Below are 25,022 nucleotides of genomic sequence, written 5' to 3' on the forward strand. Positions count from 1 at the left end.
GGCTAGAACCTGATGCCGCTGAGCAGGCTCGCGAGGCTGGCGCCGCCCGCGGTGATGCTGGGGGCGATCGACGAACCGGCGACGTAGAAGCCGAGCAGGGCGCAGACGATGGCGTGGGAGACCTTTAGCCCGTCCCTGCGGAAGAAGAGAAAGGCGATGGTGCCGAACAGGACGATGCCGGAAATCGAGAGGATCACGTTCCGCTCCTCGGGAGGGGGGACAAGCGGGGGTGGGTGTTACGGAAAGTGCATTAATCGTGACAAAAAGTAATAGATGATGGAACGGGGCAAATGGGTGGTTCTGCCGCTCAATGCCGTTCCGGGAGCCGGACGGCGGTGTGCGGACCGGCCGGGGTGGGGGTCGGTCGCCGCGGGGAAGCCCCGGGGATTCGGTGCGCCCAGGCATTCCCGGGGGGCGGTCGGGAAGTTTCCGGGGGGTCCGGAAAGTTCGCTCGAATGGCTGTGCCACCCGCTCGGACGCGCGTCCGCGCCGGCCCGGGCCGTCATCCGGATCACGGACACCGGCTGGTCCGCTCCGGCGCCGACCGTTACCGTGCCCTGGGCGCAGCCGCGTGACCGCCCGACGACCCGACCGGAAAGGCCGCCCGCCATGACCGACGCCGCCAGCCAGCAGCCCGCCGACGCCCCCGACGCCGAGGTGATCGCGCTGGCCGGGAAGCTCTTCGACGCCGCCCGTGCGGGGGACACCGACACCCTGGCCGCCTACCTGGGCGCCGGCGCCCCGGCCGACCTCACCAACGACCGCGGCGACACCCTCGTCATGCTCGCCGCGTACCACGGCCACGCCGCCGCCGTCGAGGCCCTGCTCCGGCACGGCGCCGACCCGAACCTCGCCAACGACCGCGGCCAGACCCCGCTGGCCGGCGCCGTCTTCAAGGGTGCCGAGGACGTGCTCGCCGCCCTGCTGGCCGGCGGTGCCGACCCGCACGCCGGCACCCCGAGCGCCCTCGACACCGCCCGGATGTTCGGCAAGGAGGACCTGGTCGCCCGGTTCGAGGCCCGCTGAGCGGGGATCGTAGGCTTTTCAACCATGGACACCATCGCCACCGAGGACACCGGGACCGTCGACTTCCGCATCACCGGCTACGCGCACCCCGACGCCCAGGCCCTGTCGGCCGAGGTCCAGCAGGAGTACGTCCGCCGCTACGGCGACCCCGACTTCACCGAGATGAACGCGGCGGACTTCGACGCGCCGGCCGGACTGTTCCTGATCGCCTACCTGGACGGCCGCCCGGTCGCCTGCGGCGGCTGGCGGGCCAAGGAGGCCGGCGGGCCGGACCGGCTGCTGGACGGCGACGCCGAGCTGAAGCGGATGTTCGTGGTCCCGGACGCCCGCGGCCGCGGCCTGGCCCGGGCGGTGCTGCGCCACCTGGAGCGGACCGCGGTCGAGGCCGGCCGCACCAGGTTCATCCTGGAGACCGGCACCCAGCAGCCCGAGGCCATCGCGCTCTACGAGTCCGAGGGCTACGTCGCGATCACCAAGTTCGGGTACTACAAGGACCACCCGCTGGCGGTCTGCCTCGGCAAGGAACTCGTCGCGGCGGTCTGAGCGGCCGCCCCGCCGGGTAGGCTCCCGTCGCCCTGACGACAGCCCCTGGGGGACGGGATGAGCCAGCGAGGGACGAGCCACCGAGCACCCGGAGCAGACCGGCTCCCCGCCCTGGCCGCGCCCGGCGGGGAGCTGGACCGGCTGGTCCAGGCGGGCGTGCGCAGCGTCGGGGCGGGCGCCGTCTGGGCCGTCGGCCAGGCCGGGGGCACGCTCGGCGGCGGCAGCCACGGCGCGCTCGGGCAGGGCCCGTACGCGCGGCTCGCACCCGGGCCGGACACGCTGTACGACCTCGCCAGCCTCACCAAGATCGTCGCGCTCTGGCCCTGCGCCGGGGCGCTGTGGCGGTCCGGGCTGCTGCCGCTGGACGAGCCGCTCGGCCGCTGGTGGCCGCCGGCCGCCGGCCGGCCCGCGGGCGCGGTGACGGCCCGGCACCTCCTCGCCCACACCGCCGGGATGCTCCCGTACACCCGCTTCGAGCAGCTCTACGGGCGCGACCGCGCGGCGGTCCGGGCCGGGGTGGTCGCGGCGGCGCTGCACCGCGCGCCCGGCACCGCCGTCGAGTACACCGACCGCGCGGCCGTGCTGCTCACCCACCTGGTCGAGGACCTCGCCGGCGAACCGCTGGACGCCCTCGCCTCCCGCCGGGCCTGGCAGCCGCTCGGCATGGCCGACACCCGGTACGGGCCGCTCGACGCCGCGCTCGCCGAGCGTGCGGCGCCCACCGAGTACGACGAGCGGACCGGCACCCACCTGCGCGGCGTCGTCCACGACCCGTCCGCCCGGCTGCTCGGCGGCGTCTCCGGCAACGCCGGCGCCTTCTCCACCGCCCGCGACCTCGCCCGCTTCCTCACCGCGGTGCTCGCCCCGCCGCCCGGACTCGCCTGGGGCGGGGCGTGGATCGAGGAGTCGCTGCGCGAGCAGACCGGCGGACTGCGGCCCGCCCGGGGCCTGTCCTGGCTGTACGCCCCCGGCACCGAGCCCGCCGAAGCCACCTTCGTCCACTACGGCTTCACCGGGACCGGCTTCTGGGTCTCCCGGCGGCTCGGCCGCTGGGCGCTGCTGCTCACCAACAAGGTGCACTACGACCGGGTCACCCAGCCGCTGACCGACCTGCGCAACGCCTACCGGCGGCTGGTGTTCGGCTGAGGGCCGACGGCACTCGTTCGGGTGATCGAGTGCGAACCGCCGTTTGCGGGGCCGGGATCGCGGCAGATTCTCCCCGAGGACGGCACCCGGCGGAGGAGGCGCGATGACGGACACCCTGGCACTCTCGGAGGAGGAGTGGCTCGCCCGGCTGGTGCGCGCCTACGTCGGCTGCAGCGTGCTGATCACCGACACGGCGGGCGGGGTCCTGCTGCTGAAGGCCGGTTACCGCGACCAGTGGCAGTTCCCCGGCGGCGGGATGGATCCGGGCGAGGGCCCCGCCGAGTGCGCGGCGCGCGAGCTGCGCGAGGAGACGGGGCTGACGGCGGGGCGCTTGCGGCTGCTCGTCGTGGAGTGGCGCGACGCGATCCCCGACCAGGGCCGACACGCCCACCCCGCCGTGCAGTTCATGTTCGACGGCGGGGCGGTCGAGGTGGGCACGGCGGTCCGGCTGCAGGCCGAGGAGATCGCCGACCACGGCTGGTTCACCCCCGCGCAGGCGGCCGCCCTGCTGCAGCCCGGCGCCGCCCGCCGGCTCACCGCGGCCCTGGAGGCCCGGCGGACCGGCGCCGCCGCGCTGCTGCACTCGGCGGGGTACGTGGGGTGACGAACGGTCAGAGGAGCGTGCTCCAGTAGTACCAGAACCGGTTGAGCACCAGCAGCGCGATCACCGCGGCCCACAGCACCGGCAGCGCCCAGTGGTAGCGGGCCGCCTCCCGCACGACCACCTGCAGCCGCGGGCCCACCGGTATCACCCCGGTGCGCAGGTTGTGCAACGTGGTGTACCAGAACAGCACCACCACCGTCGCCCACACCACCATGCAGTACGGGCACAGCGCGCCGATGTCGTACAGCGCCTGGTCGACCAGCCAGTGCACGAACACCACGCCCAGCGCGGTGCCCGCGTGCAGGCCCAGCCAGAACCAGCGCCGGTACGCGGCACCGGAGAGCAAGCCCGCCCCGATCGCGGCCAGGGCACCGAAGGCGGCCAGGCCGAGCAGCGGGTTCGGGAAGCCGAACACCTCCGCCTGCTCGGTGCGCATCACCGAGCCGCAGCTGATCACCGGATTGATGTTGCAGCTGGGGACGTAGGAGGGGTTCTCCAGGATGCGGAGCTTGTCGAAGGTCAGGACGGCCGAGGCCGCCAGACCGATCAGCCCGCCGAGGAACAGCAGGACCGCGTAGGCCCGGCCCGCCCCGATCGGGGCCCGGCCGGCGGCGTCGGGAGCGGGACGGGACGGGTGCACGGTGGTGGCGGAGGACATGGCAGCACACTCCGGTGGCTGGCTGGGAGGAGCCGGCCCGGCCGGGACTTCGGCCGGGCCGGTGGTGCCGTGCGGGTGAGCGGGCCGGCCTACTGCAGGCCGGCGGCCTGCTTGACCTGGGCGGTGAACTGCTCCGGCGGGACGACGGCGTTGCCCGCGAACAGGGTCACCGGCTTGCCGTCCACCTTGACGGTCGGCGTGCCGGTCACCCCGCTGTCGTTGAACGCGTCGGCCACCTTCGCCGCCCACGGCGCGTAGGTCCGGTCGGTGACGGCCTTCACGAAGGCGTCGGTCTTCAGCCCGGGCACCTGGCCCGCCAGGTCCAGGAGGTGGTTGACGTCGCCGAAGCCGTCCTGGCGCTCGTCCGGCTGGTTGGCGTACAGCACGTCGTGGAACTGCTTGAACTTGTCCACGCCCTCGTTCAGCGCGGCCCCGGCGGCGGCCAGCGCGGTGCGCGAGCCCTTGCCGCCGAGGTTCTTGTCCAGGAAGGCCGCCAGGTGGAACTCCACCTTGATCTGGCCGTCCTCCGTCAGCTTCTTGACGGTCTCGCCGTTCGCCGCCTCGAAGTGCTTGCAGACCGGGCAGCGGAAGTCCTCGTAGACCTCCATGGTGTGCGGCGCGTCGGCCTTGCCGTAGGTGATCACCGTGCCGTCCGGGCCCCCGGCGTTCGCCGGGACGACCAGCGGGGCGGAGGTGGCGGCCGCGGCGGCCTTGTCGTCCTTCTTCGAGGCCGAGTTGATCGCGACCGCGGCACCGCCCGCGAGGGCGAGCACGGCGACCGCGGAAACGGTCACGACGATCCGCTGACGGCGCTTGGCGGCCTGCTGCTCGCGGCGCTGCGCCTCCTGGATCCGCTCACGGACACTGGTGCGGTTGGCCTGCTGCTTGCTGGGGGCCTGAGCCATGGGAAGTCAACTCCTGTACGCGGCGCGCGGGTGCGCGCGGGGAACCGCACCGGGTGCGGCGGGGTCGGGGAACGCGGGAGTCGTGCGCACTGCCTGCGGGCGTACCGCGGCCGTCGTCCTGACGGGGCCACGGAAAGGTGCTCGGCGTCCGGGGAGTGCCCGGTACGGAAGCGATCAGCAGGCAGGCGCGAAGGCCGGCGGGCCGCGCCGGGGCGCCGGGCTGAGCACCACGTCCTCGCGGCGCGGCCGCGCGTGGTCCGACACCGGCAGCGGCACCCGCAGCACCGGGCGAGCCGGGGCCGGGACCAGCAGGACGAGCAGGGCGCGCAGCGGCCGGGCCACCGACTGGCGCAGCGCGCGCAGCGCCCGGGCCAGGCCCGACAGGGCCGAGTCGCCCAGCCGCAGCCAGGCGGCGGCCGCCAGCGCGATCACCAGGTGCACCAGCAGGAGCAGCAGTTGGGTCATGACCGGCGCCAACTGCCCGGCGTGGCCCAGCGGGCCCGAGAGCAGCGACCCGTCCATCGAACCGCCGCCGCAGACCAGCAGGTTCACCCCGCGGGCGGGGGACTGGCCGGAGAGCACCGGTCCACAAGCGGTCTGGCCCAGGTTGAACGTGGTGTTGAGCAGCAGCTCGACCGGCACCATCACGGCGGAGATGTGCAGCATCCGCCGCTCCCCGCCGGCCAGCGCGGCCGCGACCAGGAAGACGACGGCGCACGCGGAGGCCACCAGCGACAGCGGCAGCGGACGGCCCGTGATGACCACCTGGCCCAACGCGGCCATCGGCACGGCGAGCGCGGTGAACACCGCGGCCCGCAGGGCCCTGGTCGCATGGGTCGAGGTCGTCACGCTCCGGAGTATGCCATGAGGCTCACACCCGGGACGAGGGCGCATGGACCCTTGCGCTTTCGCCTGACATGCCCTCAACGGGACGCGGGGTCGACAGGGGCCGCGGCCGGACTAGCCTGGAATCGTTCCCGGCGACCCCGACGAGGGGACGGACCCCGACGAGGGGATGAAGGCGCATGGCGAAACCCGAGACCACGGTGGGGCAGGTTCTGCTGGCCCGCGTCGAGGCCCAGGCGGCCGTACTGGCCGGGCTGGACGACGCCGTCCGGGCCGACGAACCGGACGCGGTGCACCGGATGCGGGTCGCCTGCCGGCGGCTGCGCAGCGCCCTGCGGACCTTCCGCCGACTGTTCACCCCCGGCGCGACGGACCAGCTGGTCACGGAACTGCGCTGGCTGGGCGCCGCCCTCGGCGGCGCGCGCGACCTTGAGGTGCTGGCCGGGCGTCTGGCGGCCCAGGCCCGCGAGCTGCCGGCCGCGTGCGGCCCGGAGCGGGTCGCCGCCGCACTGGAGCAGTGGGGCGAGGGTGAGTACCGGCGAGTGTGGCCCGAGGTGGTCGCCGCCCTCGACAGTCCCCGCCGCCGCGCCCTCGGCGACGCCCTCGCCACCCTGCTCGCCGACCCGCCGCTGCGCCGCCGCGCCGCCCGCCCGGCCCTGCCCGAGCTGTCCCGCATCGCCGCCCGCGAACAGGAACGCACCGCCGGCCGCGTCCGGACGGCCCTGGCCGCGGCGGCCGACGAGCGCGACCACGCCCTCCACGAGGCCCGCAAGGCCGCCAAGCGCGCCCGCTACGCCGGGGAGACCGCAGCTCCGGAGGCCGGCGCGCGGGCCGAGCGCTTCACGGCACGGATGAAGGCCGTCCAGGAGGTCCTGGGCGAGCACCAGGACGCGGTGGTCGCCGCCGCCACCCTCGCGGCCCAGCCGGTGGCCGCCGCCGAGCCCTTCGGCTACGGCGCCCTGTACGGCCGGCAGCTGGCCGCCGAGTCAGCGGCCCGCGAGCGGCTGCCGGGGGTGTGGAAGCGGGCCCGCAGGCGGAAGCTGACGCGGTTCGGGTAGCGGTCCCGCGGCCGGCGCGCTCCCGAAGACGGGCCTCAGCGCGGGTCGAGCCCCGCCGAGCGGGCCGCGTCGCGCAGCAGGTCGCGGAGCATCGTGGTGGTCAGACGGCCGGTGTTCGTGTTGCGCGGGCTCACGTGGTAGCAGCCCCGCAGGCGCAGCGGCGGGCCGCCGTCACGGGCGGGGAGGTCGACCAGCGCGGCGTGGCCGAAGACCGGCTGCGGGCGGGGGACCTGCCAGCCGGCGTCCGCGATCACCGGGAGAAGGGCCTGCCAGGCGAAGCCGCCGAGGGCGACCACGGTCCGTACGGTCGGGCGCATCAGTTGCAGTTCGCGGGTGATCCAGGGACGGCAGGTGTCGCGTTCGGCGGTGCTCGGCTTGTTGTCGGGCGGGGCGCAGCGGACCGGGTCGGTGATCCGCACGCCGTACAGCTCCAGGCCGTCGCCGTGCCGGACGGAGTGCGGGCGGTTGGCGAGCCCGAGGTCGTGCAGGGTCGCGTAGAGCAGGTCGCCGGAGGGGTCGCCGGTGAAGATCCGGCCGGTGCGGTTGGCGCCGTGGGCGGCGGGGGCGAGCCCGACCAGTACGAGCGGGGCGTCGGGCGGGCCGAAGCCGGGGACGGGGCGGGCCCAGTAGTCCCAGTCCCGGTAGGCGCGGCGCTTGGTGCGGGCGGTCTCCTCGCGCCACTCGACCAGGCGCGGGCAGGCCCGGCAGCCGGTGACCACGCGGTCCAGCGCGGCGAGTCCGTCGGCGCGGGCGGCGGCTTCGGCGGGGTGGCGCGGGTGGCCGGGGTCGTCGGCGGGGGACGGCGGCGGGGCCGTGATCGGCATGGCCCCGATCCTAGGCGGGCAGCGGGCAGTGCCCGCCCCGATGTCGTGGGTTATGACCGGTTCCATCCCGTTCGGGTCGGGTTCGATCCGGTCGTGGCCGGGCAGACGTAGCGTGGAAGCAGTTGCTCCGGCGCCGACGCCTGGTCGGGCGGGCGGTGGTCGGAGGCGCCGGTGGGCGCAGGCCGCGAGGAGGCCGCGATGATCGTCGATGCGGTGCTGGGGGCTCTCGGAGGGCTGGCGGCCCTGGGAACGATCTGGGCGGCCATGAGCATCAGGGTGGTCCAGCAGTTCCAGAAGGGCGTCGTGTTCCGCTTCGGGAAGGTGCGCGACGAGGTGCGTGAACCCGGGCTGGTGGCGCTGATGCCGGTCGCGGACCGGCTGCGCCGGGTGAACGTGCAGATCGTGACGATGCCGATCCCGGCGCAGGAGGGCATCACCCGGGACAACGTGACCGTGCGGGTGGATGCGGTGGTCTACTTCCGCGTGGTGGACCCGGTGAAGGTGACGGTCAACGTGCAGGACTACAACTTCGCGATCTCCCAGGTCGCACAGACCTCGCTGCGCTCGATCATCGGCAAGAGCGAGCTGGACGACCTGCTGGCCAACCGGGAACCGATCAACCAGGGGCTGGAGTTGATGATCGACAGTCCGGCGCTGGGCTGGGGCATCGAGATCGACCGGGTGGAGATCAAGGACGTCGCGCTGCCGGAGTCGATGAAGCGCTCGATCGCCCGCCAGGCCGAGGCCGAGCGGGAGCGGCGCGCGCGGATCATCACGGCCGACGGCGAGTACCAGGCCTCGGAGCGGCTGTCGGAGGCCGCGGCGGTGATGAGCGCCACCCCGACCGCTCTCCAACTGCGGCTGCTGCAGACCGTGGTGGAGGTGGCGGCGGAGAAGAACTCGACGCTGGTGCTGCCCTTCCCGGTGGAGCTGCTGCGCTTCCTGGACAGCGCCACCGAGGTGCAGCAGCGCAACCTGCTGACGGCTGCCGCGGCGGCCGCCGGGGCGAAGGCCGCGGAGGAGGCCGTGGAGAGCGGGGAGGTCTCCGAGGAAGAACTCGAACACGAGCCGCCCCGGCACGAACTCCCGCCGCTTGAGGAACTGTTGGAGCACTCGCCGCTGGACGAACCGGCCTCGCCGGACGGCCGGCCCGGGGGCGGCGCCGGCACTCCGGCGGATCCGGAGCGCTGAGCGTCGGCCCGGTGGCGGCGGCCCTGGGCCCGGACCACGATGGACGGGGGGAGGAAGCCAGGTCAGGAGGCGGACCATGACCATAGCCAGCGACATCATGCACCCGGGCGCGGAGTGCATCCGCGAGCACGAGACGCTCGCGGCCGCCGCCCGGATCATGCGGGAACGGAACGTGGGCGCCCTGCCCATCTGCGGCCCGGGCGACAAGCTGCTGGGCATCGTGACCGACCGCGACATCGTGCTGCGCTGCGTCGCCGAGGGCCGTGACCCGGCGGCGGTGACGGCGGGCGAGCTGGCGCAGGGGCGGCCCATGACGGTGGAGGCCGACGAGGACTGCGAGCAGGTGCTGCGGGTGATGGAGCAGTACCAGGTGCGCCGCCTGCCGGTGATCAACCACCCGGAGCACAAGCTGGTCGGCATGATCAGTGAGGCGGACATCGCGCGCGGCATGCCGCAGGCGCGGGTGGCCGAGTTCGTGTCGGCGGTCTGCGCGGAGGAGGCGCCGACGAAGGCCGCGCTGGGCTGACACCGCCGTACGCACGCGGGCTGCTGAGGCCCCCACTCCGCCGGGGTGGGGGCCTCAGCAGCGGTGGCCGGGTGGGTCAGGCCGCGGGGGTCGGGGCGGAGCGGCCGTGGGCTTCCAGGGAGAGGTGCTCCCGGTCCGCCCGGTCCTGAGCCGGTCGGCGTAGACCTGCTGGAGCATCGGGTGTCCCTGGGTGCCGAAGAGCGCCCGCAGCGGCGGGTTCTCGCGTCGACGAGCGTGATGACGTGGTGTCGGCATCAGGACACCGGTGGGCACGCGGGTGCGACAGCCGGGCGGGTCAGCCCAGGGCGTAGACGGCGGTGGCGTGGGCGGCGAGGTCGTCGGTGCCCTCGGCGGTGAGGGTGATGTCGAGGAAGGCGATCCGGCGGCCGAGCTTGGTGATCCGGGCGTGCACCAGGACGTCCCGGCCGACGACCGCGCGCTGGAAACTCGTGGACTGCTGGACGGTGGTCATCGGGCCGAAGCCGCCGTTCGCGGCCGAGACCGCGATCACGCACGCGGTGTCGGCGGCGGCCATCAGCGCCTGGCCGGACATCCCGCCGCCCTCGCGGGCGAGCCGGTCGGACCAGGGGAGGCGCAGGACGGCGTGGCGCTCGCCGGTCTCGGCGGTGGACAGGCCGAGGGCCTGCACCCAGGGGGCGAAGTGGTCGGCCAGGAGCTTGTCCGCCTCGGCGGTGGTGAGGGTCATCGCGCCATTGTGGCGGGGGTGTCGGCGCGCTGTCAGGAGATCGGTGCGGTTGTCCGGAGGCCGGGGCGGTGGTCAGGAGGCCGGTGCGGCCAGGGTGTCCAGGTGGCGGTGGAGCACCGCGCGCAGCTCGTCCGGGCCGACCAGGTCGGGGTGCTGGGCGGCCTGCAGGGTGAGGCCGTCCAGCAGTGCGGAGAGCCGGCGGGTCTCGACGTCGAGGTCCAGGCCCGGGGCGAGGCCGCCGGTGCGCCCGGCCTCGACCAGGACGCGCCGGACCAGGGCGTCCAGTCCGGCCTGCATCTCGGCGGCGCGGGGCCGTAGTTCGGGCCGGGTGCGGGCGGCGGTGACGAAGGAGAGCCAGAGCGCGGACTCCTCCCTGCGCTCGGCGTCCAGCGGGAGGATCTCGGCGAGCAGCCGGGCGGTCCGCGCCTGCCGGTCGTCGTCGGGGGCCGCGTCCGGGTCGAGCAGCGCCCGGGCGTGGACGCGGACGCGGGCGTCGATCCGGCGGCCCAGTTCCTGCATCGCGAAGATCATCAGTTCGGAGCTGCCGGCGAAGTAGTGCCGCACCGAGCCGATCGCCAGCCCCGCCTCGTCGGCCACGTTGCGCAGCGAGGCGTGCTCCAGGCCCTCCCGGGCGGCGACGCGCAGGACGGCGTCCGCGACGGCCTGACGGCGTTCCACGGGGTCGACGATCTTCGGCATGTTGCCGTTATAGCACGGTCGAGCTAAATTACTTATTTAGCACGGTCGAGCTATAAAAATGGGGAGCGGGACATGGACAACCGGGTGCACCTGGTGCTGATCGCCGTCGTGATCGTCGTGGTGGTGGTCCGACGGCTGCACGGTGAACCGCTCAATGCTCGGGACCTCTTCGCGCCGCCGGTGGTGCTCACCGGCCTCGGAGGTTGGGCGCTGCTGCAACGGCACGGCCTCGGTGCGGGTGACTACGCCTGGGTGGTGGCCGGAGCCGGGCTCGGCGTCGCCCTCGGGGCGGCCCGCGGCGCCACCATCCGGGTCTACGAACGCGAGGGGGTGCTGTGGCAGCGCTGCACCGGCCGGACCTTCCTGGTCGCGGCGCTCTCGCTGGCGGTGATGGCCGGCTTCGCCGTGCTCGCCGAGCGGGGCGGCCTCGCCCCGGGCGCCCGGCCGGTGCAGCTGTCGATCGGCGTCGGCTTCCTGGGGGAGGCCCTGGTGGTCGGCTGTCGCGGGCTCTCCTCCGGGATCCCGTTCGCGCCCGAGCAGCGGAGTTCCGGGATCCGGTGGGGCTCGGGCCGGCCCGGCCGGTAACTTTGGTTGTCAGGTACGAGTTTGACAACTAGGGTTGTCGGCATGACGACCGTGGAGATCACCCCGGAGCAGCAGGCGGAGCTGGCCAAGGCCCTGCTCGACGCGCTCGACCCCCTCGCCGCCGCCGTACGCTCACGCGCGTCCGGCGGCCTGCCCGAGGAGCGGATGTGGGTCGCGGAGCCGGTCGAGGTCACGCTCTCGGTGTTGTCCGCCTGGAAGCTGGTGGACACCGAGGTCAAGCGGCTCACCGCGCTCGCGGCCGCCACCGCCGCTTCCTACGGCGCCAGTTACGAGCAGCTCGGGGCGGCCTGGGGCATCACCCGGCAGGGCGCCCGCAAGAAGTGGCCGGACGCGGTGGGCCGCCCGGCGCCCCGGCCCGGATCGCTCGAACTGTTCGGCGGTGCCGCGGAGTTGGACGAGGCGGTGGACGGCTGGCGCTGGACGGCCACCGGCGCCGACGGTACGGCGGGGGAGGCGGCTGCCGGCTACCCCACCCGGGAGGAGGCGGCGGCGCACGCCGGGGCCTTCCTCGCCGGGCACACGGTGTCAGCCTGAGCGCCGCAGATGGGTGGCGATCAGCTCCGCCAGGTGCAAAGCCTGCCGCCCATCGGCGAGTTGGGAGATCTGGGTGCGGCAGCTGAAGCCGTCGGCCAGGACCACCGTCCCCGGTGCGGCGGCCCGGAGCTCGGGTAGCAGGACGCGTTCGGCGATCGCCTCGGACACCTCGAAGTGGCCCTGCTCGAAGCCGAAGTTGCCCGCCAGGCCGCAGCAGCCGGAGTCCAGCACCCGGTTGTCCAGACCGAGTCGGGCCTCCACCCGGCGGTCGGCGGCGCTGCCGAGCACGGCGTGCTGGTGGCAGTGGGTCTGGGTGACGGCCTCCAGCGGGACCCGGGGGAGCGGGGCGTCGGGGGCGTACTCGTCGATGAACTCGGCGAAGGTGCGGGTGCGTTCGGCGAGCGGGCGGCCGTCCGCGCCGAGGAGGCGGGGCAGGTCCTCGCGCAGAGTGGCGGTGCAGCTCGGGTCCAGGCCGACCACGGGGGTGTCGGCCGGGAGCCCGTCGGCCGCCAGCGTCCGCAGGCTGCGCCGCAACACCCTCCGGGCGGTGCCGAGTTGGCCGGTCGAGTGCCAGGTGAGGCCGCAGCAGACCGGGCCCGAGGGAAGCCGGACGTCGAAGCCCAGGTGCTCCAGCACCTCGACGGCCGAGCGCGGCACGCCCGGCTGCAGGTGGTCGGAGAAGGTGTCCGGCCACAACAGCACCGGGCGGGCGCCGGCCGGGGCCGGGTGCGCGGCGCGGTGCCGCCGGTACCAGGCGGTGAAGGTCTCCGGCGGGAACACCGGCAGCACCCGGCGCGGGTCGATCCCGCCGAGCCGCTTGAGCAGCCCGCCGAACGGTGAGCGGGCCAGGGTGTTGGCGGCCCCGGGGGCGAGCGCGACGGCCCGAAGCCAGAGCGGCAGCCAGCCCATCGAGTAGTGCGGGCGCGGGCGCGGCCGGTGCCGGTAGTGCTGGTACAGGAACTCGGCCTTGTAGGTCGCCATGTCGACGTGCACCGGGCAGTCGCTCGCGCAGCCCTTGCAGCTCAGGCAGAGGTCCAGCGCCTCGCGGACCTCCTCGGACCGCCAGCCGTCGGGGATCGCCCCGTCGGTCCGGCGGCCCGGGGGCGCGCCCAGCCCGTGCAGCATCTCGGCGAGCAGCCGCGCCCGCCCCCGGGTGGAGTGCCGCTCCTCGCCGGTGGCCATGTAGCTCGGGCACATCACCCCGGTGGTCGGGTCCACGCACTTGGCGACGCCCACGCAGCGGTGCACCGCCCTGGCCAGGCTGCCGCCGTCCTGCTCGTACGGCAGGGCCAGCGGCAGCGGGCGGAGCGGCGCGGTGACGAAGCGCAGGTCGGCGTCGAGCGGGCGGGGGTCGACCAGGGCGCCCGGGTTGAGCAGGTTCTCCGGGTCCCAGATCCGCTTGAACCCGCCGAACAGGTCGATGATCTCGGGCGGGTACATGCGCGGCAGCAGTTCGGCGCGGGCCTGCCCGTCGCCGTGCTCGCCGGAGAGCGAGCCGCCGTACGAGACCACCAGGTCCGCCGCCTGCTCCAGGAACTCCCGGAAGGCCAGCACCCCGTAGGGCTCGTCCAGCGGGAAGTCGATCCGCAGGTGCACGCAGCCCTCGCCGAAGTGCCCGTACGGGACGCCGCGCAGGCCGTGCCGGCGCAGCAGGGCGCGCAGGGCCCGCAGGTAGTCGCCCAGCCGCTCGGGCGGGACGGCGGAGTCCTCCCAGCCCGGCCAGGCCTCCCCTCCGTCGGGCAGCCGGGTGACGATCCCGGCACCGGCCTCCCGCACGGCCCACAGCCCGCGCTGCTCCGTGGGGTCGGTGACCAGCGCGACGGTGGCCGAGCGCTCGCGGCGCACCGCGTCGGCCACTCGGCGGGCGGCCTGGTAGGCCTCCAGCGGGGTGGCGCCGCCGGTCTCCAGGAACAGCCAGCACTCGCCGGCGGGCAGCCGGTCCAGCGCGGGCGGGCGCGGGCCGGCCGCGAGCAGCGCGGCGATCAGGTCGGCCGCCATGCCCTCGGCGGTCAGCGGGCCGAACGGCAGCAGCGCGGGGATCGCGTCCGCGGCGGCGCCCTCGTCGGGGTAGCCGGCCACCACCAGGGCGCGGGCGGGCGGGTCCTCGACGAGGCGGACGGTGGCGCCGAGCAGCAGCGCGCAGGTGCCCTCGGTACCGGTCAGCGCCCGGGCGAGGTCGTGGCCGTGCTCGGGCAGCAGCGCGTCCAGCGGGTAGCCGGAGGTGCGGCGCGGCAGCTGCGGCATGCCCTGCCGGATGGTGGCGAGGTTGCGGTCGGTGAACTCCTGGAGCTGCCGGTGGAGTTGACCGGGCCGCCCGGGCAGGTCACGCAGTGCCGCGCGCTCCCGGCCGCCGAGCCGCCCGCCGACGGTCAGCTCGGTGCCGTCGGCGAGCAGCAGCTCCAGCCGCTCCACGTTGTCGGCGGTGCGCCCCCAGGCCAGCGAGTGCGAGCCGCAGGAGTCGTTGCCGATCATGCCGCCGATGGTGCAGCGGCTGTGCGTGGACGGGTCCGGGCCGAAGCGCAGCCCGTACGGCCGGGCGGCGCGCTGGAGGTCGTCCAGCACGGTGCCGGGCCGGACGCGCGCGGTGCGGGCCCCGGGGTCGATCTCCAGCACCTCCCCGAGGTGGCGACGGAAGTCCAGCACCACCGCGCCCGGGCCGATCGCCTGCCCGCCGATGCTGGTCCCGGCCCCGCGCGCCACCACCGGCACGCGGTGCTCGCGGCACAGCGCCAGCGTCGTGCGCACGTCGTCCGGGTCGGCCGGCTTGACCACGCCGAGCGGCAACTGCCGGTAGTTCGAGGCGTCGTGGCCGTACACGGTTCGCTCGGCGGCGCCGAAGCGGACCTCCCCGCGCAGCACGGCGGCCAGTTCGCGGGCCAGCTCGGCCCCGGGGGCTGCGGACGGACGGCTCACCAGGGACCTCCCGGGCGGTGCGGCGACACGGCTCCGCCGATGATCGCAGCCGGGGCGCCGCCCGGGTACCGGGCGCGACGGGGGTACCGCCGACGGGGTGTCATGTGGCAGTCTCGGCGGTCATGATCACCGACTCCACCACCGGCTCCCCGGACGGCAGGCGCGCCGACGAGCAGGCCCACGACCCGGCCGGGGCCGCCGCCTACCTCGCCCGCCTCCCGATCGGTGAGCCGCTGCCCTTCCCGGCGGACGGCGCGCCGTCCTGGGAGATCTTCCCGTACGAGGGCGAGCTGAGCGTCCGGCGGTTGCGCGCCCCCGAACTGCCCGAGCCGCCCCGCCAGGGCGAGGACGGCCCGGAGAGCTGCAAGCAGTGCGCCCGCCCGGACTCCGACTTCCTCTGGACCGACGAGCACTGGCGCCTCAGCGGCCCCGACGAGCCGACCGGGCTGCCCGCCGTCCTGCTGCTCCAGCCCCGCGCCCACCACGACCTGCTGGACCTGCCGGCCGAGCTGTCCGCGCGGCTCGGTCCGATGCTGCAGAGGGTGGAGCGGGCCGTGCTCTCGCTCGGCGGCATCGGCCGGGTCCACGTGAACCGCTGGGGCGACGGCGCCGCGCACCTGCACCTGTGGCTGATCGGGCGGCCCGCGGGGATGCCGCAGCTGCGCGGCTCCACCCTGCCCCTGTGGATGGACGTGCTGCCGCCGCTGCCCGCCGGGGTGACGGCCGAGCGCGCCCGCCGGATCGCCGCCGCGATGGCCGCGGACGGCGGCACCGCGCACGCCTGAGGCGGGTCACTTGCGCCCGGTGAGCGTGCCCTTCGCGATGTGGGACAGCTTGGCGACCTCGAACGCCGGGTAGGCGCCGCCGGCCAGCAGCGAGAACTTGATCCCCTCGCGGCCGCCCGGCCGGCGGTGGCCCGGCGGCTGGAAGCGGCGGTGGTGCTCGGCGGCCCGGTGGAAGAACTGCGGGCGCTCGGAGCGCGGGACGCAGCCGGCGAGGTCGAAGACGAACAGGTAGTGCCGGACCATCCGGATGAACAGCGCCTCGCGCACCGCGTACAGGTGCGGCTGGTCCTCCAGGAGCGCGAAGCTGCGCTCGTACTGGTCGAACAGGTCGAAGACGCTGCTGCCGGGGCCGCCGGCCGGGTGGACGGTCTCCCGGCGGCGCAGCTGGACGCACTCGCGCGCCAGCACGGCGACCTTCTGCGCGCCGAGCAGGGCCGCGTGCACCACGGGGACCTCCTCGTGGCGGCCGTCCGGGAAGGCGAGCCCCAGCTCCTCCCAGTGGCCGCGGCGGATCAGCCGGTCCCAGATCAGCGGCGGCGCGCCGAACAGCTCGGGCCGGTCGAAGGGGCCGGACACCTCGGTGCCGGCCTCGGCGAGCAGCGCCTCGGCCCCGCCCGGCCAGTCCCGGTCCTTGTGCCGGCGGGAGTGGCCGAACAGCAGGAGGTCCACCGGGCCGGTCTGCTTGAGCCGGTCGGCGAGCGTCTGGAGCGCGTCCCGGGGCAGCAGGTGGTCGGCGTCGAGGAACAGCAGGTACTCGCCGGACGCCCGCGCCGCCCCCGCGTTCCGGCTCACCCCGACCCCGACCGCCGCGTTCAGGTGCAGCGTCGAGACCCGTGGATGCCGCGCGGTGTACGCGTCGGCGAGTCCGCCCGCGGTCTCGGGGGAGCGGTCGGCGACCACGATCACCTCGACGTCCGCCAGGGACTGCGCGAGCAGCGAGTCGAGGCAGTCGGCGAGCTGTTCGTGCTGGTCGTAGGCGGGGAGTACGACGCTGATCAAGGGTGAGGGCATGACGCCGGAGCGTAAGAGGGCGCGCGAACCGTGGCAAAGCCCTGACGGTCCGTAATTCCGAGCAATTGGCTGCAAATCGTACGACCGTACGCCAGATCTTCACGTCGTCTTCCGGACGCGTCCACGTCAGGTCCGGAAGGGGCAGGCCCGCGTCGTTCGTGGCCGGAACGTGCCGGGGCCCGCGACGCGGCGGTGCGTCGCGGGCCCCGGGGGCGCCGAGCGGGCGGGTCGGTCCCTGACGGGTCGGCCTAGTACCAGTGGTGCGCCTGCCAGAACGACCAGGCGGCGCAGGGGCTGCCGTAGCGGGTGTTCATGTAGTTGAGGCCCCACTTGATCTGGGTGGCCGGGTTGGTGCGCCAGTCGGCGCCCGCCGAGGCCATCTTGGAGCCCGGCAGGGCCTGCACCAGGCCGTAGGCGCCGGAGGAGGCGTTGACGGCCAGCGGGTTCCAGCTGCTCTCGCGGAACACGATGTTGCTGAAGCACTGCAGCTGGCCGGCCGGGACGATCTGCGCGGCGATCTGCTGCGGGGTGCCGGAGTAGGTGGCGGCCAGGTTCTGGCGCTCCTGGGAGCGGGAGGCCGCGGCCGCGGCGTCGGCCTTGGCCTTGGCGTCCGCCTGGGCCTTCGCGTCGGCTTCGGCCTGAGCCTGAGCCTGAGCCTGAGCCTGAGCCTGGGCCTGGGCCTGCGCCGCCGCCTGGGCGTCCGCGTCGGCCTTGGCCTGGGCGGCCTGGGCGGCCTGCTGGGCAGCGGCAGCGGCAGCGGTGTCGGCCTGGGCCTGGTCGGCGACCGGCTTGCCGTCCACCGAGACGGCGGCCGCGGGGGCGGCGGCCTCGACGGTGTTCCCGGCCTGCGGGATGGCGAGTGCGGCGGTGGCGGCGCTCGCGACCACGAGGGTGGCGACGCCGGTGATCAGGGAGTTTCGGCGGGCATGGCTGAGCTGCAAGGCGGGCGTTCCTTCTCCGTCGGGGGCCGTGCCGGTGGTGCCGGACACGGGGCATCGCGCGGGCTCCGGGTGAGCGGGGCCCGCGCGGCCGTCCGGGACGGCCGTGGCGCCCCGGCGGAAGCGGCGGGGCGGGCGGGCTGCGCGGCGGATCCGGTGCGGACCGGCCGGGCTGCCTGGCGACAGGCCATTCTTGGCAGGGCTCGCGACGGGCGGCAAAGGCACTTGCTACTACGCACCGTAGTGGCCACGAAGAGGGCGCAGCAGGGTCGAGTGGTGGATTTGATGGTATTTGTCCGAATTGCACTTCCGAGGCTTGCGCACGGGTGACATCGGAGGAACGCAGGGGCGACACGCGCGGTGGCCTGCGTTCTTCAGGCCGGGCACCGCCGGGTCCGGCTCGGGAGGTGCGGGGCGCCGGGGCCCGGCCGGAGCCCGCCGGGCGCCCGTCCACTACCCGGAGTAGTAGGCGCCGGTCCCCCTGTGGGCGGCCTCACACGTTTGCCCGCGCGAGGTCGGCGCAGGGTGACCGGACGGTCACGGCTCAGGGGGTCGCGTACGGGTTCCCGGGGACGGGCTGCGCTGCGGGAACGGCAGGGGCGGCGGGGCGAGCGCCCGGCTCCGGCCCCTCCGCGGTGGCCTCCTCCTCCGCGCCGGCCTCCTCGTCCGCGGGCGGGACGAGGTCGCGGGCCAGCAGGGTGGCGCCGGCGACCGCCCCCGGCATGGCGAGCACCGTCACCAGCGGCACCAGGAAGGCGAGCACCAGGGGCGTGCCGAAGCCCAGCGCGAGCCCGAGCCGGGCACGCAGCAGCCGGATCCGCTCGGGCTGCGGCACCCGGCGCCGCTGCAGGGCGACGGCCGTCAGCTCGACGGTCAGGAAGAAGCCGGACACCAGGAAACCGAGCGCCGGGACCACCGTCTGGCCGAGCACCGGGATGAACCCGCAGGCGAACAGCACCACGCCGAACGCGGCCACCCGGACGAGGACGTACACGCTGTCGCGCACCGCGATCAGCAGCTCGCGCCAGAGCGGGGTGTCCGGCGGTGTGGGCGCCCCGCCCTCGGTCTCGTCGACCTTGGCGCAGAGCGCCTCGTAGAAGGGCTGTCCGACCAGCAGGGTGACGGCGGTGAAGGTGAGCAGGGAGAGCAGCAGGCCGCCGCCGAAGACGATCGCGGCGAGCGCGTCGCGCAGCAGGCCCCGCCAGGGCGAGGACCAGTGGTCGGCGAACGGGGTGGCCCAGTCCGCGAGGTCCACGGACCGGGCGGCGAGGAAGGCGAGTGCGACGACGTAGCCGATCAGGGCGAGCAGGGCCGGCAGCATGCCGAAACCCCACCACCGGCCGCGCCGGGCGACCCACTTCTGGCCCTCGATCAGGTACTTCGTCCCCGCCACAAGATCACGCATGGGCGATCACCCTATCGGCCCGCGTCGGGCCCCGCGGCCGCCGCGCCCGGAAGCCCCGGCCTCCGCACCCGGAATCTCGGGTTGCCGTGTTCCTGCCAGATTCGACCGGCAAGGTCGGCCCCCTCCTGCCGCGCCTCCGGCCGGGCCACGCTCGGTGTTCCCCCACCTGCAAGGAGGAACCCGATGAAGCGTCAACTCGGCAGATTCTTCAGCCTGCTGGCCGGTCTGGTGCTCGGCGCGGGCGCGCTCGTGCTGCCGGCCGCCGCCTCGCCCGCGCCGTCGCCGACCGTGGTCGGCGGCACGCGTGCGGCGCAGGGCGAGTTCCCGTTCATGGTGCGGCTCTCGATGGGCTGCGGCGGCGCGCTCTACACCTCGCAGATCGTGCTCACCGCCGCCCACTGCGTCGACGGCACCGGCGCCGACAGCAGCATCACCGCCACCGTCGGCGCGGTCGACCTGCGCAGCGGAAGCGCGGTCAAGGTCCGCTCCTCGTACGTCTACCAGGCGCCGGCCTTCACGGGCGCGGAGAACGGCAACGACTGGGCGCTGATCAAGCTGGCCTCGCCGGTGAGCAGCGGTCAGGTCACCACCCTGCCGATCGCCACCTCCGCCGCGTACGACAGCGGCACCTTCACCATCATGGGCTGGGGCGCCGCGCGCGAGGGCGGCGCCCAGCAGCGCTACCTGCTCAAGGCCACCGTGCCGTTCGTCGACGACGCCGCCTGCGCCGACGCCTACCCGGGCCTGAACACCGCCGGCTCGCTCTGCGCCGGGTACGTCGCCCAGGGCGGCGTCGACACCTGCCAGGGTGACTCCGGTGGCCCGATGGTCCGCAAGGACGCGGCGGGCCGCTGGGTCCAGGTCGGCATCGTCAGCTGGGGCAACGGCTGTGCCCGCGCGGGCTACCCGGGCGTCTACACCCAGGTGAGCACCTACGCGGCGGACATCGCCGCCGCGGCTGCCGGTCTCTGAGCCGGCCGGTAGGGCCGCTCGAACCGGTCGGGCGGGGCCGGCCACCACTCCCGCAGGTGGTGGCCGGCCCCGCCTCGGCGTGCCGTGCGCACCCGGTCGGCGCGGCGGGTGGCGTGTGGCGCCCGGCGCGTCCGGCCGGTTGGGTGCCGTCGAACCGGGCAGGGGCGGCCCTGCCCGGCCCTTCGCGTGCGCAGCTCACGTGCGCAGCCACTCCTCGGCCCGCCGTTGCTCGCGGGCGATGCGGCCGGCCGTCCTCGGGGGCAGCCGGGCGAGCAGGGCGGCGGCGGCACCGGGCCGACCGGCCAGCGCGAGGGCGCCTGCCAGGCGGGCGGTGACCAGGGCGTGGTCGCGCGGTCGGGCGGCCGGATCCAGGGTCCGCAGGGCGGCCTCCAGCCGGGCCACCGCGCTGCGGGCGTGGACGGTGCGGCCGGTGCGGACGGCGAGGTCCCGCTGGCAGGTGCCGTGCGCGACGGCCAGGACCAGCTCGGCGCCGGCCGCCCACGGCGTCGGATCGTCGGAGCGCCGCGCGGCCGCGGTCAGCCGCCGGGCGTCCGTCAGCGTCCGGCGTACCAGCGGCGCCTCGCCGGCCAGCGCGTGGGCGTGAGCCCGGGCGACGGCGGCCCAGGCCTGCAGTCCGGGGCGGGCCGGCGCAGCGGTCCGTGCGGCCTCGGCGAGGGCGAGCGCGGCGGCCGGGTCGCCGCGCCACCAGTGCAGGGTGCTCTGCCGGACGAGCAGGGCGGTCGTGGTGGCCTGGTCCCCGGTTGCCCGCGCCCATTCCAGCCCGGTGGCGTACCAGCTGAGCGCGCGGGCGCGGCGGTCGCCCTCGAAGTGGGCCCAGCCGGCGAGTTCGGCGTACTGGGCGGCGAGCGAGCTGACGGCGGCGTGGCTCTCGTACGGGGCGGTGTGCTGCCGGCGGGCCAGGGTGCGGGCGTGGTGCTCCAGGACGGCGGCCAGCTCCTCGCCGCCGATCCGGTCGGCGGCGGCGCGGTAGACGGCGAGCAGGTGGGCGAGCATCTCGACGGCGGCGGCGTCCGGCGGGGCGGTGTCGGCGGCGGCCGGTGGCCGGGTGGCGGCGGCGAGTTCGCCGAGGCGTTCGCGCTCCTGCCGGACGGTCTGCCACAGGTCCGCCAACTCCCCGCAGGCGAGGAGGAGTTCGTCGGCCCGGGCGGGCATTCCCGGGGGCGGCCAGCGGAGGGCGTTCTCCACCCGGCTGATCAGTGAGTTGTGGTACCCGAGCAGCCGGCCGAGCTCGGCCTGGCTGAGGCCGCGGGCCTCGCGCCAGTGGCGCAGGCGGCGGCCGAAGCGCAGCCGTGCGGACTCGGATTCCGCGCGGGGCGGTGGGGGCGAGGGTGACGTGGGGGTGGGCAGGGACGGCACGGGGTCTCCCGGGAGGGTGGGGGAGCGCTCGTGGGGGAGCGCCATGCCCAGGAATCCCCTTGACGTGCCATGGTCAAACTGGCGCTGCCTCCGGCCCCGGTCGGCCGCCGGGCCGGAAGCGCCGGAAGGCCGGAAGCGGCGCAAGCGCCGGAAGCCCCGGAAGGCGCCGGAGGCGATGGAAAGCCGGAAGGTGCCGGAAAAACGTCACCGGGCCCGGGAGCCTCCGCAACGGCTCCCGGACCCGGCGTTCCTGCGCGGTGCGGACGGGTCAGGATCCCGCCGCCACCGCAGCCCGCCGCCGGCGGCCCACCACGGCCGAGGCCGCGAGCACGATCGCCGCGGCGACCAGCGACAGGTACATCTGCTTGCGCCCGTCGGCGTCGGTGAACATGTACACCATGACGAACCCGATCATGCCCATCGCGGTCCAGGTCAGGTACGGGTACAGCCACATCCGGACGGTGTGCCGCTCGGGCATCTCCCGCTCGATGATCTTGCGCATCCGCAGCTGGGTGGCGCAGATCACCAGCCAGACGAACAGCGCGATCGCACCCGAGGAGTTCAGGAGGAAGGCGAACACCGTGTCCGGCGAGGTGTAGTTGAAGAAGACCGCGATGAAGCCGAAGACCACCGAGGAGAGGATGGCCACCCGCGGCACGCCGCGCTCGGTCACCTTGGCGAAGGCCTTGGGGGCGTCGCCGCGCTGGCCGAGCGAGAAGGCCATCCGGGAGGCGGTGTACATCCCGGAGTTCAGGCAGGAGAGCACCGCGGTCAGCACGATCACGTCCATCACCTGGCCGGCGCCGGGGATGCCGATGTGGTCCAGGACGGCGACGTACGGGCTGGCCTTGACCTCGGCCGAGTCCCACGGCAGCAGGGTGACCACGAGCAGGATCGAGCCCAGGTAGAAGATCCCGATGCGCCAGATCACGCTGTTGGTGGCCTTGGTGACCGCCTTCTGCGGGTCCTCCGACTCGCCGGCGGCCAGGGTGACGATCTCGCTGCCCATGAAGGCGAAGACCACGGTCAGCATGCCGGTGAAGACCGCGCCCACCCCGTGCGGCAGGAAGCCGCCGTGGCCCGTGAGGTTGCTGGCGCCCACCGCGTGGGTGCCGGGCAGCAGGCCGAAGGCGGCGAGGGTGCCGATCACCAGGAACGCGGCGATCGCGACCACCTTGATCCCGGCGAACCAGAACTCGAACTCGCCGTAGGAGGCCACCGAGAAGAGGTTGGTGGAGGTCAGCACCGCCATCACGATCAGCGCCCACCCCCACTGCGGCACGCCGGGCACCCACTGGTTGAGGATCTTCGCGCCGGCCGTCGCCTCGACCGCCAGCACGACGACCCAGAAGAACCAGTACAGCCAGCCGATCGTGAACCCGGCCCAGCGGCCCAGCGCGCGGTCCGCGTACGCCGAGAAGGACCCGCTCTGCGGGTCGGCCGCGGCCATCTCGCCGAGCATCCGCATCACCAGCACGACCAGCGCGCCGGCCAGTGCGTAGGAGAGCAGGATGCCGGGGCCGGTGGACGCGATGCCCGCGCCCGAGCCGACGAACAGGCCGGCGCCGATCACGCCGCCGATGGCGATCATCGACAGGTGGCGGTTCTTGAGCCCGGCCTTCAGGTGGCCGTCGCCGCCGTGACCGTGCGGCCCCGCCTGCTGCGGGACCTCGGCTGCCGCCGGCTTGGTGGTGTTCGCACTCATCTAGGGGTGCCCTGTGCCTTTCCAGCGCGGCGACCCTCGGCTCGTCGCGCCACAGGGTGGGGGGACAGACCCGCGCATTGCGGTGCAACCTAACTTCTACGCACGAGTATCGGAACAATCCTTTGATAACTGTTCGCTTACCGGACGCAAAAGGCCAGGTCAGAGTGGGTGTGGCGGGGGTCGGAAAAGCTCAGATCTGACGCATGGTCAGGGCCGCCGGGGCCGGAGGAGATCAGATCTCCCTCAAGTCGAGCACGACGACCTCCGGCTGCCGCCCGGGTCGCCACCCCGGCGGGTGCTGGGCCGGCCCGATCACGGGCGGTGCCGTGGGCGGTGCTGCAGGGAGCGCGCCGAGCCGGGCCGCGAGGATGCGCGGGATGTCGCTCTCCTGCGAGTACCCGGGCACCACGGTGACCTCGTCCTCGCGCACCTCGCCGAGCGCGCGGTAGGTCACCCGGTACGTCGTCCGGTCCGGCGGCGGGGCCCGGTCGGGCCCGTGCGTGGCGGTCATCCGCATCGTCCTCCTCGGCCCATTGTCGGCGCGGTGTGGCCGAACTGGGCAAACCCGGGCAGAGTGGGACTCTCGGGGCATTCGTCGGAGCACGTCCCGAGCGCGCTCGGCGCCCGTCGGTCACCCGGCGCCGGACAGGAGCGACCCCATGCAGACCACCTGGAAGGGGACGATCAGCTTCGGGCTGGTCAGCATCCCCGTCCACCTCTACTCCGCGACGCAGGAGCACGACGTCCCGCTGCACCAGGTGCACGCCAAGGACGGCGGCCGGGTGCGGATGAAGCGCTACTGCGAGCGGGAGGAGAAGGAGGTCCCGTACGCGGAGATCGCCAAGGGTTACGAGTCCCCCGACGGGCGCACCGTCACGCTCAGCGACGACGACCTCGCCGACCTGCCGCTGCCCAGCAAGAAGATCATCGACGTGCTGGCCTTCGTCGACGAGCGCGAGATCGACCCGCTGATGTTCTCCAAGGCCTACTACGTCGGCGTCGCCGACAAGGCCGCCGCCAAGCCGTACGCGCTGCTGCGCGACGCGCTCACCGAGTCCGGGCAGATCGCCGTCACCAAGATCGCGCTGCGCACCCGGGAGTCGCCCGCGGTGCTGCGGGTGCACGACAACACGCTGGTGCTGCAGACCTGCATCTGGCCCGACGAGGTCCGCCCGGCGGCGGGCATCGCGCCCGAGGACGACGTGACCGTCCGGCCGCAGGAGCTCAAGATGGCGCGGTCGCTGATGGACACCCTCTCCGAGGACTTCGACCTCTCCCAGCTGCACGACGACTACCAGCAGGCGCTCCAGCAGGTGATCACCGCGCGGCTGGAGGGCGTCGAGGTCCCGCACGAGGAGGAGCCCGGCGAGGCGCCGGACAACGTGATCGACCTGATGGAGGCGCTGCGCAGCAGCCTCAAGCAGGCCAAGGGCGGGCGCGGCCCGGCCGGGGAACCGGAGGCGGAAGCGGAGGAGGCGGGGCGCAAGCCCGCCCCGCGCAAGCGCGCCGCCGCGAAGCGGAGCGCCCCCGCCGCGGGGAAGGCCGCCGACGGGACCGCCGGGAAGGCCGCGGCGAAGACCGCCACGGCGAGGACAACCACCGCGAAGAGCAGCACGGCGAAGACCACCACGGCGGGGAAGGGCCCGGCGGCCGGGAAGACCGCCGGCCGGAAGTCCGCCGCTCCGCGCAAGGCCTCCTGACCCGCCGGGCCAGGCATTCCCCCCGTCCAGCATCGGAGGCGATCCCGATGGACCTGCTGACCTACGAGGCAGTCGAAACCGGCCCCGAGGCCCCGAAGGACCCCGGCTTGGGGCACCGGGCCTGGGTCTGGCTGCTCACCCTCACCCCCACCGCCGTGACGATCATGATCGCGCTGTCGGTCGGCCTCGGCCTGGTCGCCGCCCAGGTGAGCCAGCTGTGGGTGCTGATCGTGATGTGCATCCCCTGGGGCCTGACGGTCATCGCCCTGGTCGGCGTGCTCGCCCGCTGGATGACGCCCGGCCCGGGCCGGCACCGCGCGGCGACCTGACCCGGACGGGCGGGG

27 protein-coding genes are annotated in these 25,022 nt (G+C 74.6%); 13 read left to right on the plus strand and 14 right to left on the minus strand.

Annotated elements, in window-relative coordinates; all coding sequences use genetic code 11:
- Positions 1 to 2: 2 nt before the first annotated feature.
- Positions 3 to 197 carry a hypothetical protein gene (locus ACZ7KX_RS00590; RefSeq protein WP_360491714.1) on the minus strand — a complete coding sequence of 65 codons (195 nt, stop codon included), beginning with the start codon at positions 195 to 197 and terminating at the stop codon, positions 3 to 5.
- Positions 198 to 609: 412 nt separating this feature from the next.
- Between ACZ7KX_RS00590 and ACZ7KX_RS00595 the strand changes: the two genes are divergently transcribed.
- From ACZ7KX_RS00595 to ACZ7KX_RS00610, 4 genes are all read left to right on the plus strand, one after another.
- Positions 610 to 1,026, plus strand: coding sequence for an ankyrin repeat domain-containing protein (locus tag ACZ7KX_RS00595; RefSeq protein WP_470324542.1), 417 nt, complete (start codon positions 610 to 612; stop codon positions 1,024 to 1,026).
- 24 nt (positions 1,027 to 1,050) lie between these two features.
- On the plus strand, positions 1,051 to 1,569 hold the full coding sequence (locus ACZ7KX_RS00600; RefSeq protein WP_470324543.1) for a GNAT family N-acetyltransferase: 519 nt from the start codon (positions 1,051 to 1,053) through the stop codon (positions 1,567 to 1,569).
- 57 nt (positions 1,570 to 1,626) lie between these two features.
- Positions 1,627 to 2,715, plus strand: a complete 1,089-nt coding sequence (locus tag ACZ7KX_RS00605; RefSeq protein ID WP_470324544.1) for a serine hydrolase domain-containing protein — start codon at positions 1,627 to 1,629, stop codon at positions 2,713 to 2,715.
- A 103-nt stretch (positions 2,716 to 2,818) separates the two neighbouring features.
- Positions 2,819 to 3,319 carry an NUDIX domain-containing protein gene (locus ACZ7KX_RS00610; RefSeq protein WP_470324545.1) on the plus strand — a complete coding sequence of 167 codons (501 nt, stop codon included), beginning with the start codon at positions 2,819 to 2,821 and terminating at the stop codon, positions 3,317 to 3,319.
- Positions 3,320 to 3,326: 7 nt separating this feature from the next.
- Here ACZ7KX_RS00610 and ACZ7KX_RS00615 read toward each other — a convergent pair whose 3' ends face one another.
- The 3 genes from ACZ7KX_RS00615 to ACZ7KX_RS00625 form a co-directional block, all read right to left on the minus strand.
- On the minus strand, positions 3,327 to 3,977 hold the full coding sequence (locus ACZ7KX_RS00615; protein WP_470324546.1) for a vitamin K epoxide reductase family protein: 651 nt from the start codon (positions 3,975 to 3,977) through the stop codon (positions 3,327 to 3,329).
- A gap of 89 nt (positions 3,978 to 4,066) precedes the next feature.
- Positions 4,067 to 4,882, minus strand: coding sequence for a DsbA family protein (locus ACZ7KX_RS00620; RefSeq protein WP_470324547.1), 816 nt, complete (start codon positions 4,880 to 4,882; stop codon positions 4,067 to 4,069).
- Between the two features lie 174 nt (positions 4,883 to 5,056).
- Entirely contained in the window at positions 5,057 to 5,731 is a 675-nt protein-coding gene (locus ACZ7KX_RS00625) for a hypothetical protein (protein ID WP_350524978.1), read from the minus strand.
- Positions 5,732 to 5,907: 176 nt separating this feature from the next.
- Between ACZ7KX_RS00625 and ACZ7KX_RS00630 the strand changes: the two genes are divergently transcribed.
- Entirely contained in the window at positions 5,908 to 6,786 is an 879-nt protein-coding gene (locus ACZ7KX_RS00630) for a CHAD domain-containing protein (protein ID WP_470324548.1), read from the plus strand.
- A gap of 35 nt (positions 6,787 to 6,821) precedes the next feature.
- On the opposite strand, the gene ACZ7KX_RS00635 is transcribed toward ACZ7KX_RS00630, so the two are convergent.
- Positions 6,822 to 7,610 carry a uracil-DNA glycosylase gene (locus ACZ7KX_RS00635; protein ID WP_470324549.1) on the minus strand — a complete coding sequence of 263 codons (789 nt, stop codon included), beginning with the start codon at positions 7,608 to 7,610 and terminating at the stop codon, positions 6,822 to 6,824.
- Positions 7,611 to 7,808: 198 nt separating this feature from the next.
- Here ACZ7KX_RS00635 and ACZ7KX_RS00640 point away from each other — a divergent pair, with 198 nt between their 5' ends.
- Together ACZ7KX_RS00640 and ACZ7KX_RS00645 are read left to right on the plus strand one after the other, a co-directional pair.
- A complete protein-coding gene (locus tag ACZ7KX_RS00640) occupies positions 7,809 to 8,801 on the plus strand; it encodes a slipin family protein (protein ID WP_470324550.1) in 993 nt (330 codons plus the stop codon).
- Between the two features lie 76 nt (positions 8,802 to 8,877).
- Complete coding sequence (locus tag ACZ7KX_RS00645) at positions 8,878 to 9,327, plus strand: CBS domain-containing protein (RefSeq protein ID WP_470324551.1); 450 nt, start codon at positions 8,878 to 8,880, stop codon at positions 9,325 to 9,327.
- 295 nt (positions 9,328 to 9,622) lie between these two features.
- Here the strand turns inward: ACZ7KX_RS00645 and ACZ7KX_RS00650 are convergent, their stop codons facing one another.
- Positions 9,623 to 10,033: a PaaI family thioesterase gene (locus tag ACZ7KX_RS00650; RefSeq protein ID WP_470324552.1), complete on the minus strand. Its 411-nt coding sequence runs from the start codon at positions 10,031 to 10,033 to the stop codon at positions 9,623 to 9,625.
- Positions 10,034 to 10,105: 72 nt separating this feature from the next.
- Entirely contained in the window at positions 10,106 to 10,732 is a 627-nt protein-coding gene (locus ACZ7KX_RS00655) for a TetR/AcrR family transcriptional regulator (RefSeq protein ID WP_470324553.1), read from the minus strand.
- Positions 10,733 to 10,804: 72 nt separating this feature from the next.
- On the opposite strand from ACZ7KX_RS00655, the gene ACZ7KX_RS00660 reads away from it, so the two are divergent.
- Both ACZ7KX_RS00660 and ACZ7KX_RS00665 read left to right on the plus strand, forming a co-directional pair.
- On the plus strand, positions 10,805 to 11,317 hold the full coding sequence (locus ACZ7KX_RS00660; protein ID WP_470324554.1) for a DUF1453 domain-containing protein: 513 nt from the start codon (positions 10,805 to 10,807) through the stop codon (positions 11,315 to 11,317).
- 42 nt (positions 11,318 to 11,359) lie between these two features.
- A complete protein-coding gene (locus ACZ7KX_RS00665) occupies positions 11,360 to 11,872 on the plus strand; it encodes a hypothetical protein (RefSeq protein ID WP_470324555.1) in 513 nt (170 codons plus the stop codon).
- Here the strand turns inward: ACZ7KX_RS00665 and ACZ7KX_RS00670 are convergent.
- Positions 11,864 to 14,785, minus strand: a complete 2,922-nt coding sequence (locus ACZ7KX_RS00670; protein ID WP_470324556.1) for an FAD-binding and (Fe-S)-binding domain-containing protein — start codon at positions 14,783 to 14,785, stop codon at positions 11,864 to 11,866. The two genes, ACZ7KX_RS00665 and ACZ7KX_RS00670, sit on opposite strands and share 9 nt — an antisense overlap.
- A gap of 122 nt (positions 14,786 to 14,907) precedes the next feature.
- On the opposite strand from ACZ7KX_RS00670, the gene ACZ7KX_RS00675 reads away from it, so the two are divergent.
- Positions 14,908 to 15,570, plus strand: a complete 663-nt coding sequence (locus ACZ7KX_RS00675; protein WP_470324557.1) for a hypothetical protein — start codon at positions 14,908 to 14,910, stop codon at positions 15,568 to 15,570.
- Between the two features lie 6 nt (positions 15,571 to 15,576).
- Here ACZ7KX_RS00675 and ACZ7KX_RS00680 read toward each other — a convergent pair whose 3' ends face one another.
- The 3 genes from ACZ7KX_RS00680 to ACZ7KX_RS00690 form a co-directional block, all read right to left on the minus strand.
- A complete protein-coding gene (locus tag ACZ7KX_RS00680; RefSeq protein WP_470324558.1) occupies positions 15,577 to 16,581 on the minus strand; it encodes a glycosyltransferase family 2 protein in 1,005 nt (334 codons plus the stop codon).
- A gap of 248 nt (positions 16,582 to 16,829) precedes the next feature.
- Positions 16,830 to 17,522 carry an aggregation-promoting factor C-terminal-like domain-containing protein gene (locus ACZ7KX_RS00685; protein WP_470324559.1) on the minus strand — a complete coding sequence of 231 codons (693 nt, stop codon included), beginning with the start codon at positions 17,520 to 17,522 and terminating at the stop codon, positions 16,830 to 16,832.
- Between the two features lie 541 nt (positions 17,523 to 18,063).
- Positions 18,064 to 18,924: an EI24 domain-containing protein gene (locus ACZ7KX_RS00690; protein WP_470324560.1), complete on the minus strand. Its 861-nt coding sequence runs from the start codon at positions 18,922 to 18,924 to the stop codon at positions 18,064 to 18,066.
- Positions 18,925 to 19,107: 183 nt separating this feature from the next.
- On the opposite strand from ACZ7KX_RS00690, the gene ACZ7KX_RS00695 reads away from it, so the two are divergent.
- Positions 19,108 to 19,896 carry a S1 family peptidase gene (locus ACZ7KX_RS00695; RefSeq protein ID WP_470324561.1) on the plus strand — a complete coding sequence of 263 codons (789 nt, stop codon included), beginning with the start codon at positions 19,108 to 19,110 and terminating at the stop codon, positions 19,894 to 19,896.
- Between the two features lie 195 nt (positions 19,897 to 20,091).
- On the opposite strand, the gene ACZ7KX_RS00700 is transcribed toward ACZ7KX_RS00695, so the two are convergent.
- The 3 genes from ACZ7KX_RS00700 to ACZ7KX_RS00710 form a co-directional block, all read right to left on the minus strand.
- A complete protein-coding gene (locus ACZ7KX_RS00700) occupies positions 20,092 to 21,318 on the minus strand; it encodes a helix-turn-helix domain-containing protein (RefSeq protein WP_470324562.1) in 1,227 nt (408 codons plus the stop codon).
- A gap of 223 nt (positions 21,319 to 21,541) precedes the next feature.
- Positions 21,542 to 22,978 (minus strand): amino acid permease, encoded by a 1,437-nt coding sequence (locus tag ACZ7KX_RS00705; protein ID WP_470324563.1) that lies wholly within the window; start codon positions 22,976 to 22,978, stop codon positions 21,542 to 21,544.
- Between the two features lie 232 nt (positions 22,979 to 23,210).
- Positions 23,211 to 23,489 carry a hypothetical protein gene (locus ACZ7KX_RS00710; protein ID WP_470324564.1) on the minus strand — a complete coding sequence of 93 codons (279 nt, stop codon included), beginning with the start codon at positions 23,487 to 23,489 and terminating at the stop codon, positions 23,211 to 23,213.
- Positions 23,490 to 23,637: 148 nt separating this feature from the next.
- Between ACZ7KX_RS00710 and ku the strand changes: the two genes are divergently transcribed.
- Together ku and ACZ7KX_RS00720 are read left to right on the plus strand one after the other, a co-directional pair.
- On the plus strand, positions 23,638 to 24,678 hold the full coding sequence (gene ku / locus ACZ7KX_RS00715) for a non-homologous end joining protein Ku (RefSeq protein ID WP_470324565.1): 1,041 nt from the start codon (positions 23,638 to 23,640) through the stop codon (positions 24,676 to 24,678).
- A 47-nt stretch (positions 24,679 to 24,725) separates the two neighbouring features.
- Entirely contained in the window at positions 24,726 to 25,007 is a 282-nt protein-coding gene (locus ACZ7KX_RS00720) for a hypothetical protein (protein WP_470324566.1), read from the plus strand.
- Positions 25,008 to 25,022: the final 15 nt, after the last annotated feature.

This window comes from Kitasatospora sp. NPDC038210 (assembly GCF_055600605.1).